This window comes from Ruegeria sp. K11 (assembly GCF_056531905.1).
Window position 1 is genome coordinate 106,353 of sequence record NZ_JBQFMP010000010.1, and the last position, 15,555, is coordinate 121,907.

19 protein-coding genes are annotated in these 15,555 nt (G+C 56.5%); all 19 read left to right on the forward strand.

The window, feature by feature from the left end:
- Positions 1-4: 4 nt before the first annotated feature.
- Positions 5-1,126: a hypothetical protein gene (locus ACR0K4_RS16655; RefSeq protein WP_480854869.1), complete on the forward strand. Its 1,122-nt coding sequence runs from the start codon at positions 5-7 to the stop codon at positions 1,124-1,126.
- A 143-nt stretch (positions 1,127-1,269) separates the two neighbouring features.
- Positions 1,270-2,217, forward strand: coding sequence for an AraC-like ligand-binding domain-containing protein (locus tag ACR0K4_RS16660; RefSeq protein ID WP_480854870.1), 948 nt, complete (start codon positions 1,270-1,272; stop codon positions 2,215-2,217).
- Positions 2,218-2,316: 99 nt separating this feature from the next.
- Positions 2,317-4,047 (forward strand): GMC family oxidoreductase, encoded by a 1,731-nt coding sequence (locus ACR0K4_RS16665; RefSeq protein ID WP_480521180.1) that lies wholly within the window; start codon positions 2,317-2,319, stop codon positions 4,045-4,047.
- Between the two features lie 100 nt (positions 4,048-4,147).
- Positions 4,148-5,053, forward strand: coding sequence for a LysR substrate-binding domain-containing protein (locus ACR0K4_RS16670; protein ID WP_480854871.1), 906 nt, complete (start codon positions 4,148-4,150; stop codon positions 5,051-5,053).
- Between the two features lie 88 nt (positions 5,054-5,141).
- On the forward strand, positions 5,142-6,323 hold the full coding sequence (locus ACR0K4_RS16675; protein WP_480854872.1) for a CaiB/BaiF CoA transferase family protein: 1,182 nt from the start codon (positions 5,142-5,144) through the stop codon (positions 6,321-6,323).
- On the forward strand, positions 6,320-7,030 hold the full coding sequence (locus tag ACR0K4_RS16680) for a glutathione S-transferase family protein (protein ID WP_480854873.1): 711 nt from the start codon (positions 6,320-6,322) through the stop codon (positions 7,028-7,030). The genes ACR0K4_RS16675 and ACR0K4_RS16680 overlap by 4 nt, the downstream gene beginning before the upstream one ends.
- A gap of 37 nt (positions 7,031-7,067) precedes the next feature.
- Positions 7,068-7,481, forward strand: a complete 414-nt coding sequence (locus ACR0K4_RS16685; RefSeq protein WP_480521188.1) for a GFA family protein — start codon at positions 7,068-7,070, stop codon at positions 7,479-7,481.
- Positions 7,482-7,561: 80 nt separating this feature from the next.
- A complete protein-coding gene (locus ACR0K4_RS16690) occupies positions 7,562-8,470 on the forward strand; it encodes a carbon-nitrogen hydrolase family protein (protein ID WP_480854874.1) in 909 nt (302 codons plus the stop codon).
- 384 nt (positions 8,471-8,854) lie between these two features.
- Positions 8,855-10,042, forward strand: coding sequence for a tyrosine-type recombinase/integrase (locus ACR0K4_RS16695; RefSeq protein ID WP_480854875.1), 1,188 nt, complete (start codon positions 8,855-8,857; stop codon positions 10,040-10,042).
- Positions 10,039-10,740, forward strand: a complete 702-nt coding sequence (locus ACR0K4_RS16700; RefSeq protein ID WP_480854876.1) for a hypothetical protein — start codon at positions 10,039-10,041, stop codon at positions 10,738-10,740. The genes ACR0K4_RS16695 and ACR0K4_RS16700 overlap by 4 nt, the downstream gene beginning before the upstream one ends.
- Before the next feature lie 128 nt (positions 10,741-10,868).
- Positions 10,869-11,042: a helix-turn-helix transcriptional regulator gene (locus ACR0K4_RS16705; RefSeq protein WP_480815096.1), complete on the forward strand. Its 174-nt coding sequence runs from the start codon at positions 10,869-10,871 to the stop codon at positions 11,040-11,042.
- A 101-nt stretch (positions 11,043-11,143) separates the two neighbouring features.
- Entirely contained in the window at positions 11,144-11,521 is a 378-nt protein-coding gene (locus tag ACR0K4_RS16710) for a hypothetical protein (protein ID WP_480854877.1), read from the forward strand.
- A 100-nt stretch (positions 11,522-11,621) separates the two neighbouring features.
- A complete protein-coding gene (locus tag ACR0K4_RS16715; protein WP_480854878.1) occupies positions 11,622-11,837 on the forward strand; it encodes a transcriptional coactivator p15/PC4 family protein in 216 nt (71 codons plus the stop codon).
- Positions 11,834-12,691, forward strand: a complete 858-nt coding sequence (locus tag ACR0K4_RS16720; RefSeq protein WP_480854879.1) for a DUF7146 domain-containing protein — start codon at positions 11,834-11,836, stop codon at positions 12,689-12,691. Before ACR0K4_RS16715 ends, ACR0K4_RS16720 begins: the two co-directional genes overlap by 4 nt.
- 23 nt (positions 12,692-12,714) lie before the next feature.
- Positions 12,715-14,202, forward strand: a complete 1,488-nt coding sequence (locus tag ACR0K4_RS16725; RefSeq protein WP_480854880.1) for a DUF3631 domain-containing protein — start codon at positions 12,715-12,717, stop codon at positions 14,200-14,202.
- Positions 14,199-14,558: a TubC N-terminal docking domain-related protein gene (locus ACR0K4_RS16730; protein ID WP_480854881.1), complete on the forward strand. Its 360-nt coding sequence runs from the start codon at positions 14,199-14,201 to the stop codon at positions 14,556-14,558. The genes ACR0K4_RS16725 and ACR0K4_RS16730 overlap by 4 nt, the downstream gene beginning before the upstream one ends.
- On the forward strand, positions 14,555-15,001 hold the full coding sequence (locus ACR0K4_RS16735) for a DUF5681 domain-containing protein (protein ID WP_480854882.1): 447 nt from the start codon (positions 14,555-14,557) through the stop codon (positions 14,999-15,001). The genes ACR0K4_RS16730 and ACR0K4_RS16735 overlap by 4 nt, the downstream gene beginning before the upstream one ends.
- Positions 14,998-15,315, forward strand: coding sequence for a hypothetical protein (locus ACR0K4_RS16740; RefSeq protein WP_480854883.1), 318 nt, complete (start codon positions 14,998-15,000; stop codon positions 15,313-15,315). The genes ACR0K4_RS16735 and ACR0K4_RS16740 overlap by 4 nt, the downstream gene beginning before the upstream one ends.
- Position 15,316: 1 nt before the next feature.
- Positions 15,317-15,550 carry a hypothetical protein gene (locus ACR0K4_RS16745; RefSeq protein WP_480854884.1) on the forward strand — a complete coding sequence of 78 codons (234 nt, stop codon included), beginning with the start codon at positions 15,317-15,319 and terminating at the stop codon, positions 15,548-15,550.
- Positions 15,551-15,555 lie beyond the last annotated feature (5 nt).

Sequence of the window (15,555 nt, forward strand, 5' to 3'; positions counted from 1 at the left end):
CATCATGAAAACCATCACCCTGCATATCGGTAACCCGAAAACCGGCAGTACGTCGATTCAGGACACTCTGGCTGCGAACCGGCGGATGCTGGAGCGCAGTGGCGTATTGTATCCTCTGGACACGCCGTCGACCAGCGCGCTGATGCAGCTGGTGCGGCTCAAGAAGAACCACCGCTGGCTGGTGCCTCTGATCGAACCGGATCGCGACAAGTGGCCCCGATCCACGCGTTTCAAGAACAAAGCGGCAGAGGCGGCAAAAACCGTTGCAGCCGCGCAAAGCGGTCTGGATCGCATCATCGCAAAGATACAGCGGTCCAAAGCTGAACACATTATAATTTCATCAGAATCCTTCAGCTTTCTGGATCGGGAAGCGATCGGACGGTTGAAGGCCCTGTTTGCACCCATCGATGCGGAATTTCGGGTGTTGTGTTACTATCGCAACCCCGTCGCAGGCTATCTGGCTCGCATTCAGCAACAGATGAAAGCATCCGGAAGTTCCCGCAGCTTCGGGGACCCGGCCCGTTCGATTTCTCGGGTTTATGACAACTATTCAGCTGTCTTCGGCGAGGCGGTATTTATTCGGCTGTTCGACCGTGCTCAGCTTGCGCGGGGGGATGTGGTTGCGGACATGCTGCATTTTGCCGGCCTGAATGAGGCCGCCGCGAAAGCCGTCAAGCAGGTAAATGCGAACGTTTCCGGCCCGGCAGAGCTGACGGCCGCGCAATATTGGATCAGAAGCCGCGCCTTTCGTGATCTGGACGGCGTTTTCAAAGGTGCGAACAGACAATTGAACGTGGCGCTTGCGCAGGCTTCAGCCAAGCTGGACTTACCGCGCGCCACGTTGCGACCAGAGGCATCGGCGGCTGTGCTATATCACAATCGGGACGACCTGCGCTGGGTGCGGGACGAGCAAGGTCTGGAGTTTCAGGACATCGATTATGGCGCTTTGGATGTGCCACCATCTCTGGATTTGGAACAGGCCGACCTTGAGCAGCTTTTGAATGTCGACCCCAAGTTAAGGGACCTATTGGTCGCCGAAACCATTCGTGAATTGTGTGAAACGGCAGGTGTCCGAAAATCCCTGAAGCGTCAAGTTCGCAAAGGCCTGAAAGCCATTCGCGGCTAAGACAGCTATTATCGTCATTGTCGTCAGTCCAGCCGGTTTCTCAATCCGGGCGGAAAGATCGTTCAGATTGAGCGACGCACCCGCTAGGTTTTTTGAAACAACAGTTTCGTGATAGAAAAACTGCGGGAGGCGGGGTTTTTACGATGACTTCATTGCTGAGCACGAAAAACATCCGGCAAAAAGACAGGTTTGCATTCTGGCGCGAGGCGGTTTGCGATGCCTATGTGATGCTTGATTGCCAATGCGACCAACCCGACGATTTCAATGGCGAAATCTCATTGAATCGCATGTCGCGCCTATCGACGTCATTCGTGACCGGTAGCCAGCAACTGGTGCGACGCCGCCAGAAAGATGTATCCCGCGCTACAGAAGAGAGCTTTCTTATCAGCTTGCAAACCGCCAGGCAGGGCACGATCAGCCAATGCGGGCGGGTGGCTCATTTAACGCCAGGTGATTTCACTCTGTACAGCAGTACGGATCGGTATAGCATCGATTTGCAGGACGGGTTTCAGCAACTGGTTGTCCAGATTCCCCGCAACGATCTGCTTGGCCATTTGCCCAACGCGGATCAGTTCACAGGCATCACCGTGCCCGGCAACAGTGCGGTCGGGCGCGCGACCGGCGCGAGTGTCGTTCAACTGGTGCAAACCATAGACGACGCCACCGAACCCGTACGAAATGCGATGCAGGCCGCCATCCTCGATTTGTTCGTGGCCGGGCTGGCCTCGGTCGGAGATGCCTCTTTTGAGCTGTCAAAACCCGAGCAGCAAATTCTGCTGCGTGCGGATTCTGCGATTCAGGCCAATCTGGGTGACCCTGACTTTGACCGGAATGCCTTGGCGGCGCGCATGGGTATGTCCGTGCGTCGGCTGACGGAAATCTATGGCAATGATAACAGGTCGATCTCGTCCACCATTCGCAAAATGCGGCTGGCGCGCATAGCCGACGACCTGCGAGATCCGCGATACGCGCGTATGTCCATCAGCGAAATTGCCCTGCGGTGGGGCTTTGGGCATCACCAAAGCCTGACACGGAACTTCCGATCTCAGTACGGGACCACGCCCCGCGACTACCGGAAGCGGCGGGCCTGATCCGAACCTGGCCTGCGCCGTTCTGGGCCGGGTCCTGTAACCGGACCATCAGGCGGTATCGGTGTGTTGCGACAGATTGATGGAAAGAGGAAGAAAAAGATGCACCTAAAGCCAACTTTGGACCTATTGGCCGGAGATAAATTCAACGCATTGCAGGCGGGATTGCTGCACGGTCGGATCAGTCGCCGCAGGTTCGTTCAGTTGGCCCTTGCGACAGGAGCCAGTGCGCTGGCGGTCAAGGCTGCGGCGCAAACTCTGGGCGATGCAGCCATTACCCAGCGCTACAACGCGCAGGCATTGGCCGCGCAGTATGACTATATCGTCATTGGATCAGGGTCGGGTGGGGCTGTTGTCGCCGGTCGATTGGCCGCCGAGACGGATGCGACGGTTCTGGTGCTCGAGGCCGGGGGAACTGATCAGATTGACGCGGTGCTCAATCCTTTGCTGTGGCCCACCAACATCCGGTCCGAGCGGGATTGGGGCTATTCGGCGGATGCCAATGAGGCCGTCAACGGGCGGTCTCTGATCCTGCCGATGGGCAAGGTCGTGGGTGGGGGGTCGTCGATCAACGTGATGATCTGGGCGCGCGGCCACAAGAATGACTTTGATTTCTGGGCATCCGAGACCGGGGATGACGCGTGGAGCTATGACTCGGTGCTTGAGATATACAAACGGATCGAAGACTGGCACGGCGCGCCTGACCCAGACCGGCGCGGAAGCGGTGGACGCCTTTATGTGGATCAGGTTCGCGGCTTCAACCCGTCGGCGCAGTCCTTTGTCGACGCCTGTGAAACTGTCGGCATCCCCGCTTATGACGACATGAACGGCGCCATGATGGAAGGCGACGGCGGTGCGGCACTGGCCAATGTACGCATCCGCGATGGCCAGCGTTTGAACCTGCCCGCATCCTACCTGTGGGAGACACTGTCGCAGCCCAACATCACGCTGCTGACCGGGGCCACGGTACACAATCTGACGATGGACGGCAGCAAGGTAACCGGCGTCACGTTTGAGAAGGATGGGGAATTGCAAACGGTTGCTGCCGGATCCAGGGTCATTTTGTCGGCAGGCGCGATCAACTCACCACGTATATTGATGCAGTCCGGAATCGGCCGGGCACAGGATCTTGAACCGCTGGGGATCGACGTCAGGCATAACCTTCAGGGCGTTGGCCAGAACTTTCAGGATCACATTCTGGCTGCAGGGTGTATCTGGGAATACAACACCCCTCTGCCGCCCGCCAACAGCGCAGCCGAGGCCACGTTCTTCTGGAAGTCCGACGCTGCGCTGGATACGCCTGATCTGCAACCTTTCCATATCGAAGTGCCTTATGCCTCGGAAGTCACCGGGGCGCAGACGGAGGTTCCGCCAGGGTCGTGGACGATCGCGCCGGGTTTGGTGCGCCCGCAAAGCCGGGGCAGCGTGCGATTGACCAGCGCGGATGTGAACGCTCCACTGTCGATTGATGGCGGGTTCCTGCGGGAAGAGGCCGACCTGACTGCACTGACCACATGTATTGAACTGTGCCGCGAGATCGGGAACGCCGCGCCGATGGCCGAATATGCCAAGCGCGAGGTTATGCCGGGCGCGCTGGACGGGGCCAGCCTGAAAGATTTTGCGCGGAACGCGGCAGGCACCTATTTCCACCAAAGCTGCACCTGCAAAATGGGGCAGGATGACATGTCGGTCGTCGATGGCAACCTGTCCGTGCACGGGCTTGAGGGGCTGTCTATCGCGGATGCATCCGTTATGCCGCGCGTCTCGACCGGTAACACGATGGCTCCGACCGTTATTATCGGCGAACGGATGGCAGATATTTTGATCGGATAAGGTCTGAGTGCCGCGTCACCGATCCCGATCTTGGGGGCGTGGCATCCTGCCGTTCAATCCGGGGCTGCCATTTGTGATCATCCGACGCTAGGGTCAGGACATGTCCAGATCGCGCCTGACCGGAAAGCACGATTATTTCCCGCCCTTCGGCGGGTTGAAATCCTTTTACGAAGTTGCCTTGACCGGAAGTGCGGTGCAGGCGGCGGAACGGTTGAATGTCTCGGCGTCCTCAATCAGTCATCAGGTCAAATCGCTCGAGGCTGAACTGGGCGTGCGGTTGATCGAAAACCGAAAAGGCCGCCTGTACCTGACCACAGATGGCCGGCAGTTTTTTGACCGCATCAAAGGGCCCATGTCCGAAATTCTCAGCGCAACCGAAGCGATCCGGTCCATGCCCGGCCGCAAGCGCGTGTCGCTGACACTGACGCCATCTTTTGCCGCGGGCTGGTTGCTGCCGCGTCTGGTCGATCTGGAGCGCACCCACCCGGATCTAGAGGTTAATCTTGTGACCACGACACGTGTGGTCGATCTGGAGCGGGAAAATGTCGACCTTGCGATCCGGCGCGGGATGGGGGATTGGCCGGGAACGGTGTCATCCCAGTTGTTGTCCGAGACCATCGTGCCCGTGATGTCGCCCGCCCTTGCCGCGCAAATCCGGGGGATGCCTATTTCACAGGCACTGGAAACGCAGCGGGTTCTTGTCAACACAACGGTGAACGATGAATGGAACCGCTGGTGTGACGCGCGCGGCCTAAAGGCCCCAGCGGCAGAACAACGCTACAGTCTGGAGACCTATGAGCTGACAATTCAGGCGGCTCAGGACGGGCTGGGAATTGCCCTTGGGCGGCGTCCGCTGGTGGATACACTGTTGTCGGTCGGCGCATTGGTGGCTCCGTTTGACGTACCTGACGCGGACAATATCGCGTATTACGTGGTCCGGCCAGACGGGCCGATCCGGTCCGACCTGAAGCGCTTTTATGAGTGGTTGAGGGGCCACGCGAGCTGAATTTTTTTCAACTCTTCCTGAGAATTTTGCACTACCCCAACTCCCTGCTGCGGCCTAGCTTTCAAAGACAGGCAACAGGAGAGTGGTGATGACACAACACAGCGGCTTTCAGCGCAGCGGACCCCTGTCAGGTGTACGGGTCATTGACCTGACCGCAGTCGTTTCCGGTCCGATGAGCACCATGATTCTGGCCGATCAAGGCGCAGATGTGATCAAGATTGAACGCGCTGACGGCGATTTCACACGCCATGTGGCCACCCGGCGCGGTGGGCACTCGGCGTCATATCTCAACAACAACCGCAACAAACGCTCGGTTGTGGCGAACCTGAAAGACCCTGACGACATCGCGATGATCAAGAAACTGGTCGAAGGGGCCGATGTGTTCATCCAGAACTTTCGCCCCGGCGTCGCGGACCGTCTGGGCCTGAGCTATGAAGTGCTGAGCGCGCTGAACCCTCGTTTGGTTTACATGTCCATCTCGGGTTTTGGGTTTGACGGGCCGCTGTCCGGCAAACCGGTTTATGACCCGTTAATTCAGGCGCTCTCGGCGCTGACAACCGTGCAGGCGGGATCAGATGAAGAACGCCCAAGGCTGGTGCGCACCATCCTGCCCGACAAGCTGACGGCGGTTCAGGCCAGTCAGGCCGTGACGGCCGCGCTATTTGCACGTGAACGCACGGGCAAGGGGCAAAAGGTGACATTGTCGATGCTGGATACCGTGGCCGCATTCCTGTGGGCGTCGGACATGAACGGGCACACCTTTGTGGGCGATGAGATGGAGAAGGAAGAAAGCCAGTCCTTTCACGATCTGATCTATCAAGTGAAGGGCGGATATCTCAGCATCTCGATCATGCAGAACAAACATTGGGAGGCCTTGGCGCATGCCACGGGGCGTCCGGATATCCTGGATGATCCGCGTTTCAAAACCACCGAATTGCGCGACATCAACCGCGATGCGCGGCTGGACCTGACGCAGACAATTGTGCGCGAGATGGACCGCGACGCGCTGCTGGCCGCTTTGGAGGAAGCGGGTGTACCCTGTGCTCCGGTTCTGACGCGGCGGGAGATGCGGCAGCATCCCCAGATGCAGGCCAATGGTATTTTTGTAGAATACGACCACCCCAAGGCAGGCCGCCTGCGCCAGACCCGACCTGCGGCCGTGTTCCACGGAACGCCTGCAACCGATTTGCGCCCGGCCCCGGAATTGGGCGAGCATACCGATGAAGTTCGGGCCGAACTGGGTGCTGGCAAACTGGCGGATGCCTCATGATCGATTTTTATTACTCGCCTACGCCCAATGGCTGGAAAGTGGCCGTCATGCTGGCCGAAACCGGGTTGGAACACCGGACCATCCTGATGAACCTGCGGGCAGGGGATCAGCTTACCCCTGATTTCCGCGCCATCAGCCCCAATGCAAAGATGCCCGCCATTCTGGACCATGATGCCGAAGACGGTCCGCAAACCGTTTTTGAAAGCGGCGCAATCTTGTTGTATCTGGCCGAACGTTCCGGCCAGTTTGGCCCTCAAACCACCCGGGAGCGGATTGCCTTTAACGAATGGCTGTTCTGGCAGGCTGCCAATCAAGGACCGATGGGTGGGCAGCTGAGTCATTTCGTCAATTATGCCCCCGAAAATCAGCCTTATGCCCACAAACGCTACAAGGGTGAATTCGAACGCGCGCTGGCGGTGATGGAGACCTGGCTGGACGGGCGCGATTATATGCTTGGCCGCTACACCATCGTCGATATGATGTGTTTTCCCTGGGCATTTATCGCCAAACCGCTGGGTGTTTCGCTGGATAACTTCCCAAATGTGGCCGCCTGGCGGCTACGGATCAAGACACGTCCGGCGGTGGTGACTGCGATCAACCTGCACAAGGACGCGCAATTCAGCGACAAGGCCACCGCTGAACAAAACGCAACGCTGTTCAACCAGTCCGCTGCCCATCTGATGCCGACCCGAGAGCCATCTGCGTAAACAAAATCAAGCGAAACCTACCAACAAGGAGAACCCAATGCCCAAGATCCAAGGAAGCTGCCTGTGTGGCCAGGTCACCTATAGTTCCAGCGCCGAAGAACCCGCGATGATGGTGGTCTGCCATTGCCCCGATTGTCAGAAGCAAAGTGGTTCGGCCTATTCCACAAATGTGCTGGTGCCGACATCTTCGATCACATTCACGGGCGACAGCCTTAGTCAGTATGTGGTCAACGGCGCCTCGGGCCAGCCGGTCACGCGGAATTTCTGCAAGAATTGTGGCTCGCCACTGGCGACCGAATTGCCAGCTTTCGACAATCTGGCTGCTGTGAAAGCCGGAACGCTGCAGGACAGCAGCTGGGTCAAACCCACGATCCAGATCTGGTGCAACTCGGCTCAGCCCTGGGGACCCGTGACCGACGACATGGCCAAAGCCCCTGCCAATCCGGGCTGAGCCCGATAATTTGACAGTTTGATCCGCGCCTGATGTGGTCGGGCGCGGAGACAATTTGCCCAATTCGCAGGAGCGCCCCAATGAAAGTTGCCGCTGTCCAGGCCGCACCGGTTTTTCTTGATCCTCAGGCCAGCACGGACAAGCTGATCGGGTTGCTGCGCGAGGCTGCGGCCAACGGCGCGAATCTTGTGGTCTTCCCCGAGGTATTTCTGTCGGGCTATCCTGTCTGGCTGCGGGCGCAGGGCGTTGCGCATAATGATGAGCTGCTGAAAGTCGGCCATTTGGCTTATCTGAAGTCGGCGATCACCACGGACGGCCCCGAAATCGCCGCCATCTGCGCTGAGGCCGACACGTTGGGTGTCGCCGTGATGACCGGTATTGTCGAACGCTCGGGCTCGGGCGGTTCGGTCTATGCCACGCTGGTTACGATCCATCCCGATCAGGGTGTCGTGAACGTACATCGGAAATTGAAACCCACCTTTCATGAACGTCTGTTGTGGGCCGACGGAGACGGGCACGGCCTGTCGGTTCAGGATTGGCAAGGTGTGAAAGTCGGTGGGCTGAACTGCTACGAGAATTGGCAGCCATTGGCGCGCCAGGCGCTGTATCAGCAGGGCGAACAGCTGCATATCGCGACATGGCCTGGAGATCTGGATGTCACGGATCACATAACCCAGTTCATCGCGATGGAGGGGCGGGTTTATGTGGTTTCTGTTTCGGGCCTGTTGCGCAGTAGTGATATCCCCGACAGCTTTCCCTTACGCGATTATGTCACCGAGGGGCGAGACGTCATCAACAATGGCGGCAGCATGATTGCCGCTCCGGGCGGTGCGCTTGTCGCGGGTCCGGTGTTGAACGAGGAGGTCACACTTTATGCTGATGTCGATCTGGATCTTGTCGTATCTGCGCACCTCAAACTTGACCCGGCGGGCCACTATAGCCGCCGCGACATCCTGAGCCTGAATCACAACTCAAAGCGGCTGGACTAAACGCAGGTTCGTAGCGCGCTGACCGGTTCAGATGAGGACGGCACAGCATGCGGCAAGATAGACTTGTCACATCGGCTGCCTTTTGCCGGTCTTTTCATTCCAAACCAAAATCCCGGTGCAAATCATTTTCTGTTGCACAACCGGGGTCGGTAGGACGCCGAATGATACTTGTTTGGCACGACACTCGCAAAGAGGTTAATGCGTTTATTTGACCTAGCTGGAAGATGGTGCTGCTGGAGAGAATTGAACTCCTATATCTTGTTGCTTCAGCGTATATCAGATTTTTCAGAATCTTGCTTAAGTCATTATAAAACTTGCTTCAATGTATTCCAACATGCCCCATCGTATACTATATGTTGAAGGGGGATTAGAAAGGGGACAAAGTTGGCCCGTACATTGAACAAGTTGACTGCCGCTGCTGCCAAGGCGCATCCGCCGGGTAAGTACTCAGATGGTCGCGGCTTGTGGCTGTACAAGCGCCATGACGGCGGCGCGCAATGGGTACTACGTGTTCACGTTCACGGCAGACGGCGGGAAATGGGGCTGGGCCGTTTTCCAGATGTTTCGTTAAAAGATGCGCGTGAACTGGCCGAAGGGTGGAGAGCAGCTGTTAGAAAAGGCCTCGACCCGATCAAAGAACGAGAGCGTCAGCGCCGCGAGGACGCGCTCAATATGCATTTGCTCAAAGACATTGCTTTGGATGCCTTTGAAAGCCGCAAGGCAGAACTGAAGGGCGACGGCGAGGCAGGGCGTTGGTTTTCTCCTTTGGAAAACCATGTGCTTCCCAAATTGGGTAAGGTACCCGTTTCGCAAATCGATCAGCGGGACATTCGGGATGCTCTAGCGCCGATATGGCATGACAAAGCGCATACTGCGAAGAAGGCGATTAGCAGGCTCGGTATTTGTATGCGGCATGCGGCTGCGCTCGGTCTGGACGTTGACTTACAAGCGACGGAGAAGGCTAGGGCGCTCTTGGGTAAGCAGCGACACAAGACAGAGAACATTCCGGCTGTGCCTTGGCAGGAAGTACCAGAATTCTATCAAAGCCTTAACAATGGCACTGTCACTGAGTTGGCGCTACGTCTTCTTATTATTACGGCTGTACGGTCATTCCCGTTGAGAAATCTGCGCATCGAACAAATCAAAGGCGACGTCTGGACGATTCCAGCGGCGAATATGAAGGGCCGAAGGGATGCTACCGCTGATTTTCGGGTGCCGTTATCTGATGAATCTCTTGTTGTCATAGAACAGGCTAAGCCTTTCGAACGTGATGGGTTTCTCTTTCCCAGCATTCGAAAGGGAGTGATTTCCGATGCAACGATGGGAAGGTACATGAAGCGGCGTGGAATGGTCGAACGCCCGCACGGCTTCCGGTCTTCCTTTCGGGACTGGGTGGCGGAGATGCAGAGCGTGCCTTTTGAGGTGGCCGAGACGTGTCTGGGTCACGTTGTCGGTGGTTCCGTTGAACGTGCCTACAAACGGACGGATTTTCTGGAACATCGGCGTGAAGTTATGAACCGATGGGCGGAATATGTGCTGCCCGCACCTACAGAGGTGGGCCAGCAGCAATGACGCGTTCGTTTCAAATCAATTTACCAGATGGCAGCATTAGACCGACTACTGTCCAAAGCTTGGATATGTTGGCGTTCTTTGCGGACGACAAGAAAAGCGCGCTGCAAGCATTGCAAATTCTGACAATGGAGTTTCATAGCTACAACGTTGATCCTGAAAATTGGGTATTTGGTGAAGTCGCCAAAATACTAATTGATGCTTTAAATAAACGTTCTGCCCAGGTTTTTGTCTGTGGGCTGGTAACTCTGATAATGACTCATCTAAACGAAGACGGCAGTCCAGCAAGCATTAACCAGGCCAGCCAAATCGCTTCCCAAATTGCCTATGATACCGGCGACATAAGCTTCAAATTGCTAAAGTCAGACGGATGGAATGTTAAAACAAAGCCTGTGGTTGGCGACGTCCCAACAATTCAACGATACTTTCGTAAGTATAGAGCTGCTGCGCACATATGTGCTGCGAAAGCTATTATTGGTGCTGACATGAATCATCAATCGCACCCGATGGTGCAGCCGCTACCTAAAACGCTTAGGTTAGCTTCAACTGTGATGTATTATCAAAACATTATTCGTTCCTGGCCCTCCTCAGCTAGCTGGAACCTTTGGGATGTTTGGCATGATGGGGATCAGTTTGATGAGGCTTACCCACCGGCCTTACCTGATGAAGAATTTATTCGCCAAATTCGGGCAATGAAGTAGGTCCAATACTCAGTTTTGTCCAAAGATGGGAGTCACGCGTTCCCATAGGGAGCTTCATGTTCCCAAATTCATTTCTCGACGCCTAAAGGCAATTCTCTTTGCACCAAGCAACAAAACGGTGCACAGCAATGAAACTGCTTTCCTTCCAAGACCTGCAAGCCAAGTTGGGCGGTCGTAGCCGCTCTAGCGTTTACCGCGACGTCGAACTGGGCCGCATTCCTGAGCCCATCAAGTTCGGTTCTCGTCTTTACTGGAACGAGGCCGATATCGATGCCGCAATCGAGAAGCAGGTTGCCGCCTAAAAGAAACCCCCACCCGAGGCACGGGCGGAGGCGAATTCTATTAGGTGGTACTGAGAGAATAGCCGAAGGCCCGATGTCTTTCAACAAAAGAAGGACAATAGATGGTTACTTTCGAGCAAAACCAAACAAATAAAACCGAACTCCCACCTTCAAACGCACTGCGCGTGTATCGCTGGGCAGACCTTCCCAACCTGACGGCCCCGGCGTTGTATCGGGTCACTGATCCGGGTCAGGAATCGCGTGAAGTCTACGCTTCCAAGCACAAGCGACAAGTCCTTGAGGGGCTGATGCGGTCGCCTCTCTACGCGGCCAGCTACTGTCGTCTTTCGGATCAGGTGCTACCGCTGCGGCGCGATGACGGCGTAAACATCGAATGCAAGATGTACCGGGGGGATGCAGACACCGGACGCCAGAAATTCGGCATCTACTTCCTCGTCAGTAAAGTGGAGCTGATCCATGCGAACGAGGTGGCGGCATGAGAACCTGCAACCTTCAGATAACGACCCTTCGCCGCAAGCACGGCCTCTCCGAAACCGCTGCGCGCCTGATTGCAGCCCTGCACTATGGGGAGGTCAAATCATGAGCATCACCATTCAAAAGAACACCCAGGAAGAAATCCGGCTCAGCCGCCAGAACTACAAAGGGCGCGACGTTGTGAACGTTCGCGTCTGGTATCTGGCCAAGGACGGCGAAAAGCACCCGACGAAAAAAGGGGTGGCGTTCAGCGCCGCCCTTCTGCCGGAAATTCAGAACGCACTCACCGAGCTTTCGCAGCAGAAAGGGGGTGCGTCATGAACGGATCAGACCTGACTTACAAGCTGGGTGGTGTGTGGCGCAATGGGCGGGGCTCTGCGCCTTGCCCGGTTTGCCAGCCCGAGCGCCGCCGCGACCAAACCGCCCTCTCAATCTCGGAGGCTGGTGGCCGTCTTCTGTTGCACTGCTTCAAGTCGAACTGTGATTTTCGGGATATTGCCGATGCAGCGAATGTGCCAGCCAGTTCGGCGCGGATCGACCCGATAGCACAGCTTGAGGCCGAACAGAAACGCAAGGAATACGAGGCCAACAAGCTGAAACAGGCGCGAGGTATCTGGGAAACCTGCCGCCCCATCGAGCGCACCAAGGCTGAGGCATATCTGCGCGGGCGCGGTATCACCTGCGACCTGCCCCCGTCTCTGCGTTTTGCGCCGGATATCTTTCATAGCCCGACAACCTCATGGTGCATGGCTATGGTAGCCCAGACCACGACCGGCGGCATTCATCGGACGTTCTTTGACAAGCGGGGCAATCGGCTTGAGAAAAACGCCAAGATGATGCTGGGACCGTGTTCCGGCGGCGCTGTGGTGCTGTCACAGGTGGTAGGGCCATTGGTGGTGGCCGAGGGCATCGAGACCGGCCTATCGCTGTTGTCGGGTCTGCTGGATTGTCCTGCGACGGTCTGGGCCACTCTCAGCACATCGGGAATGAAAGCTGTGCGCCTGCCTGACAAGCCATCGGATTTGATTATCGCAACAGATGGAGACCCAGCCGGACGGGAAGCAGGCGACAAGCTTGCGTCTCGGGCACATGCCCTTGGCTGGGATGTATCATTGATGCCCGCAGCAGACGGGTGCGATTGGAATGACGCCCTGAAAGAGGGAGCAGTGACATGACTACGGCAGCAGAACAGGCCATCGTGCCATTCACCCCGGACCCTGACGATGTGGCAATCCTGGAATTGGCCGCAATGCCAGTCATCGAATATGAGCGGTGCCGCGAAACCAAAGCCGACGAATTGGGCGTTCGTGTATCAGTGCTGGATAAACTGGTTTCTGAGAAACGACCCAAGGAAGAACCAAAGTCAGTTTCAATCGTTGATGAAGTCGATCCTTGGGACACCCCGGTATCTGGTGAAGAACTTATCAAAGAGGTGCTGAGCACAATCCACCGCTTTTGTGTGCTGCCCGATTACTCCGATATCGTCATGGCGTTCTGGGTGCTTCACGCGCATGCACATGACGCCGCCGATATCTCGCCGATCCTAGCTTTCACAAGCCCGGAAAAGCGGTGTGGTAAAAGCACCGCCCTGAATGTGGTGTCGGTGATGGTTCCCAAGCCCATACACACTGTCAACACAAGCGCCGCTGTGGTGTTTCGCGTGATGGATGCCTATCAGCCCACAGTTCTGATCGATGAGGCCGATACATTCCTGTCGGACAAGGACGAGTTGCGGGGCATTCTTAACGGTGGACACAACCGACTAACGGCCAAGGTGTTGCGGACTGTTGGGGATGACCATGAGCCCCGCGCGTTCTGCGCATGGGCACCCAAGTGCATCGCCATGATTGGCAACCTGCCTGACACATTGGAGGATCGGGCACTTGTCGTCAGGCTTCGCAGGAAGCAGCCGGGGGAAGTGGTTGAACGCTTCCGCGGCGACCGTATTCAGCAATTCGTTCCGCTCTGCCGGAAGGCAAAACGCTGGGCTCAGGACAATGCTGATATGTTGCGCGGGTTGGACCCTGATGTTCCCGATGCTCTACACGACCGGGCGCAGGACAATGCGCGGGCAATGATTGCGATTGCCGACCGGATTGGCGGGGAATGGCCCGAGTTTTTGCGGACGGCGTTGGTGGCAATGGCAGCGCGCAGTGATGACGATCCGAAGAGCGCCGGGGTGCTGCTGCTGCGCGATATCTCCGAGATTGTAGAAAGATGGCACGGCGGTCATATCACCAGCACTGACCTTGTAGAAGAGCTTTGCAAGCTGGAAGAAAGCCCTTGGGCAGAATGGCGTCGTGGGAACCCTATTACCGCACGCGGCGTTGCGAAGCTATTGAAGGCATACGGCATCACTCCGGGCCGGACGAAAACCTACAGGTACTACGAAATCACCGACTTTCGAGACGCATTTGATAGGTATCTTCATGACACCCCCTCACAAGCGTCACCAAGTGTCACCAATAGACAAACTGTTGAAACTGAAACAAAAAACGGTGACGGATTGGGTGACACTTACGACCGGGTGACACTTGCAAGTGTCACCACCTCACAAGTGTCACCCCAAGTGTCACCAGAAAATACAGCAAATACAGAAAGTTATCCTTCGGTGACGCTTGGAGACACTTATTCAGGGGGTACTGGGAGAAAGGGTGCCTCTGACGTGGTGGAGGGCGAGCTATGAGCGCAGCGATTGAGTTGGTTGAAAGCCTTCGGCAGCAGGGTGTCCGATTTGAACTCGCTGGCGACAAGGTGAAGTTTCGGGGCAATCGCGAACTGCTGACACCAGAGCGGATCGAAGCCCTTAAACAAAGCAGGGGTGAGGTGGTTGAATTCCTGCGCGGATCACCGCCAGACGCACCGGAGCACCCAAATCCGGGACCGGTACCAGACAAGGTGGGCGTTGGCGGCAGGCCCTGCACATGGACGGGCAAGGTCGTCAGTCTGGATGATTGGCGAAACCTGTCCGAGTGGGAAAAGCACGGCCCGAACGGCAGGGTGTGGAATGGGAAAACTCAGCAGTGGGAACAGGCAACATGAGCAGTGGTGACAGCCGTAAATACGGTGCAAATACGGATGAGCGAAACCCGGATGGTACCTTTTCAGCGGGTAACCCCGGCAAACCCAAAGGAACCCGTCACCGGGTAACAAGGGCGGTTGAAGAACTGCTTGAGGGCCAATCAGAAGCAATCACTCAGAAAGCAGTCGAGATGGCACTTGAGGGTGACAGTACAGCTCTTCGTCTTTGTCTGGAACGCATTGCGCCCTCCCGGAAAGATGCACCGGTTAGTTTTGACCTTCCCTCCATCAAGTCGGCTGAAGACGCTTCAGAGGCGGCACAGGCGGTGTTGCAGGCTGTTTCTCAGGGTGAAGTGACACCACTTGAGGGGGCAACGGTCATGGGGCTGGTCGAGCAATACAGACGGGTACTGGAAACGACGGAACTGGAACGCCGGATCACGGCATTGGAGGCAGCAAAATGAATATCAGAAAACGGCTGATGGCTTTGGAAAGCAGCACATTGGAAAGCGCTTTCTTAAAGTCGGACGCATCGGCTCAATTGATGAAACGATTGCAGACTGCCGCAGAACGCCTGCGCGAAACTCCTTTGAGCCAATTGACCTCCAACGCGTCTCCAATGGAAATCGCGGCACTTGTACTGGACCGGCGGGTTGACGACGAAGTGGCCCGTCAATGCTTCCACCTCTCTAAGCAACCAGCCCCGAGCGCAAAACTGTTCCAATGCTTCATGGACGCAGCCGGGTGCAGCCAAGCAAACCTGACGGAGGAAAGTTGATATGAGCATCAAGCAGAGAATTCAAAAACTGGAACTCACAAACGGGCCAGATACGGTCATCTACATCACTGATCCGTTCACGGTAGATGATGACGAGCCCACTATTCGCAGCGCGCATGTCAATGGCAAAGAGTTCAAACGCGCACCTGGCGAGGAACAGTACGCTTTCAAGAAACGTGCAAACCCTACGGGGCGGCGGAACGTTTTTCTTGAATCTGACGCGCATCAACTTTGAGGGAG

Coding starts and splice junctions, on each gene's coding strand:
- ACR0K4_RS16660 (WP_480854870.1), top strand. CDS start 1,270: ATGACTTCATTGCTGAGCACGAAAAACATCCGGCAAAAAGACAGGTTT.
- ACR0K4_RS16670 (WP_480854871.1), top strand. CDS start 4,148: ATGTCCAGATCGCGCCTGACCGGAAAGCACGATTATTTCCCGCCCTTC.
- ACR0K4_RS16710 (WP_480854877.1), top strand. CDS start 11,144: ATGGTTACTTTCGAGCAAAACCAAACAAATAAAACCGAACTCCCACCT.
- ACR0K4_RS16675 (WP_480854872.1), top strand. CDS start 5,142: ATGACACAACACAGCGGCTTTCAGCGCAGCGGACCCCTGTCAGGTGTA.
- ACR0K4_RS16680 (WP_480854873.1), top strand. CDS start 6,320: ATGATCGATTTTTATTACTCGCCTACGCCCAATGGCTGGAAAGTGGCC.
- ACR0K4_RS16745 (WP_480854884.1), top strand. CDS start 15,317: ATGAGCATCAAGCAGAGAATTCAAAAACTGGAACTCACAAACGGGCCA.
- ACR0K4_RS16735 (WP_480854882.1), top strand. CDS start 14,555: ATGAGCAGTGGTGACAGCCGTAAATACGGTGCAAATACGGATGAGCGA.
- ACR0K4_RS16700 (WP_480854876.1), top strand. CDS start 10,039: ATGACGCGTTCGTTTCAAATCAATTTACCAGATGGCAGCATTAGACCG.
- ACR0K4_RS16685 (WP_480521188.1), top strand. CDS start 7,068: ATGCCCAAGATCCAAGGAAGCTGCCTGTGTGGCCAGGTCACCTATAGT.
- ACR0K4_RS16715 (WP_480854878.1), top strand. CDS start 11,622: ATGAGCATCACCATTCAAAAGAACACCCAGGAAGAAATCCGGCTCAGC.
- ACR0K4_RS16740 (WP_480854883.1), top strand. CDS start 14,998: ATGAATATCAGAAAACGGCTGATGGCTTTGGAAAGCAGCACATTGGAA.
- ACR0K4_RS16655 (WP_480854869.1), top strand. CDS start 5: ATGAAAACCATCACCCTGCATATCGGTAACCCGAAAACCGGCAGTACG.
- ACR0K4_RS16720 (WP_480854879.1), top strand. CDS start 11,834: ATGAACGGATCAGACCTGACTTACAAGCTGGGTGGTGTGTGGCGCAAT.
- ACR0K4_RS16730 (WP_480854881.1), top strand. CDS start 14,199: ATGAGCGCAGCGATTGAGTTGGTTGAAAGCCTTCGGCAGCAGGGTGTC.
- ACR0K4_RS16665 (WP_480521180.1), top strand. CDS start 2,317: ATGCACCTAAAGCCAACTTTGGACCTATTGGCCGGAGATAAATTCAAC.
- ACR0K4_RS16705 (WP_480815096.1), top strand. CDS start 10,869: ATGAAACTGCTTTCCTTCCAAGACCTGCAAGCCAAGTTGGGCGGTCGT.
- ACR0K4_RS16690 (WP_480854874.1), top strand. CDS start 7,562: ATGAAAGTTGCCGCTGTCCAGGCCGCACCGGTTTTTCTTGATCCTCAG.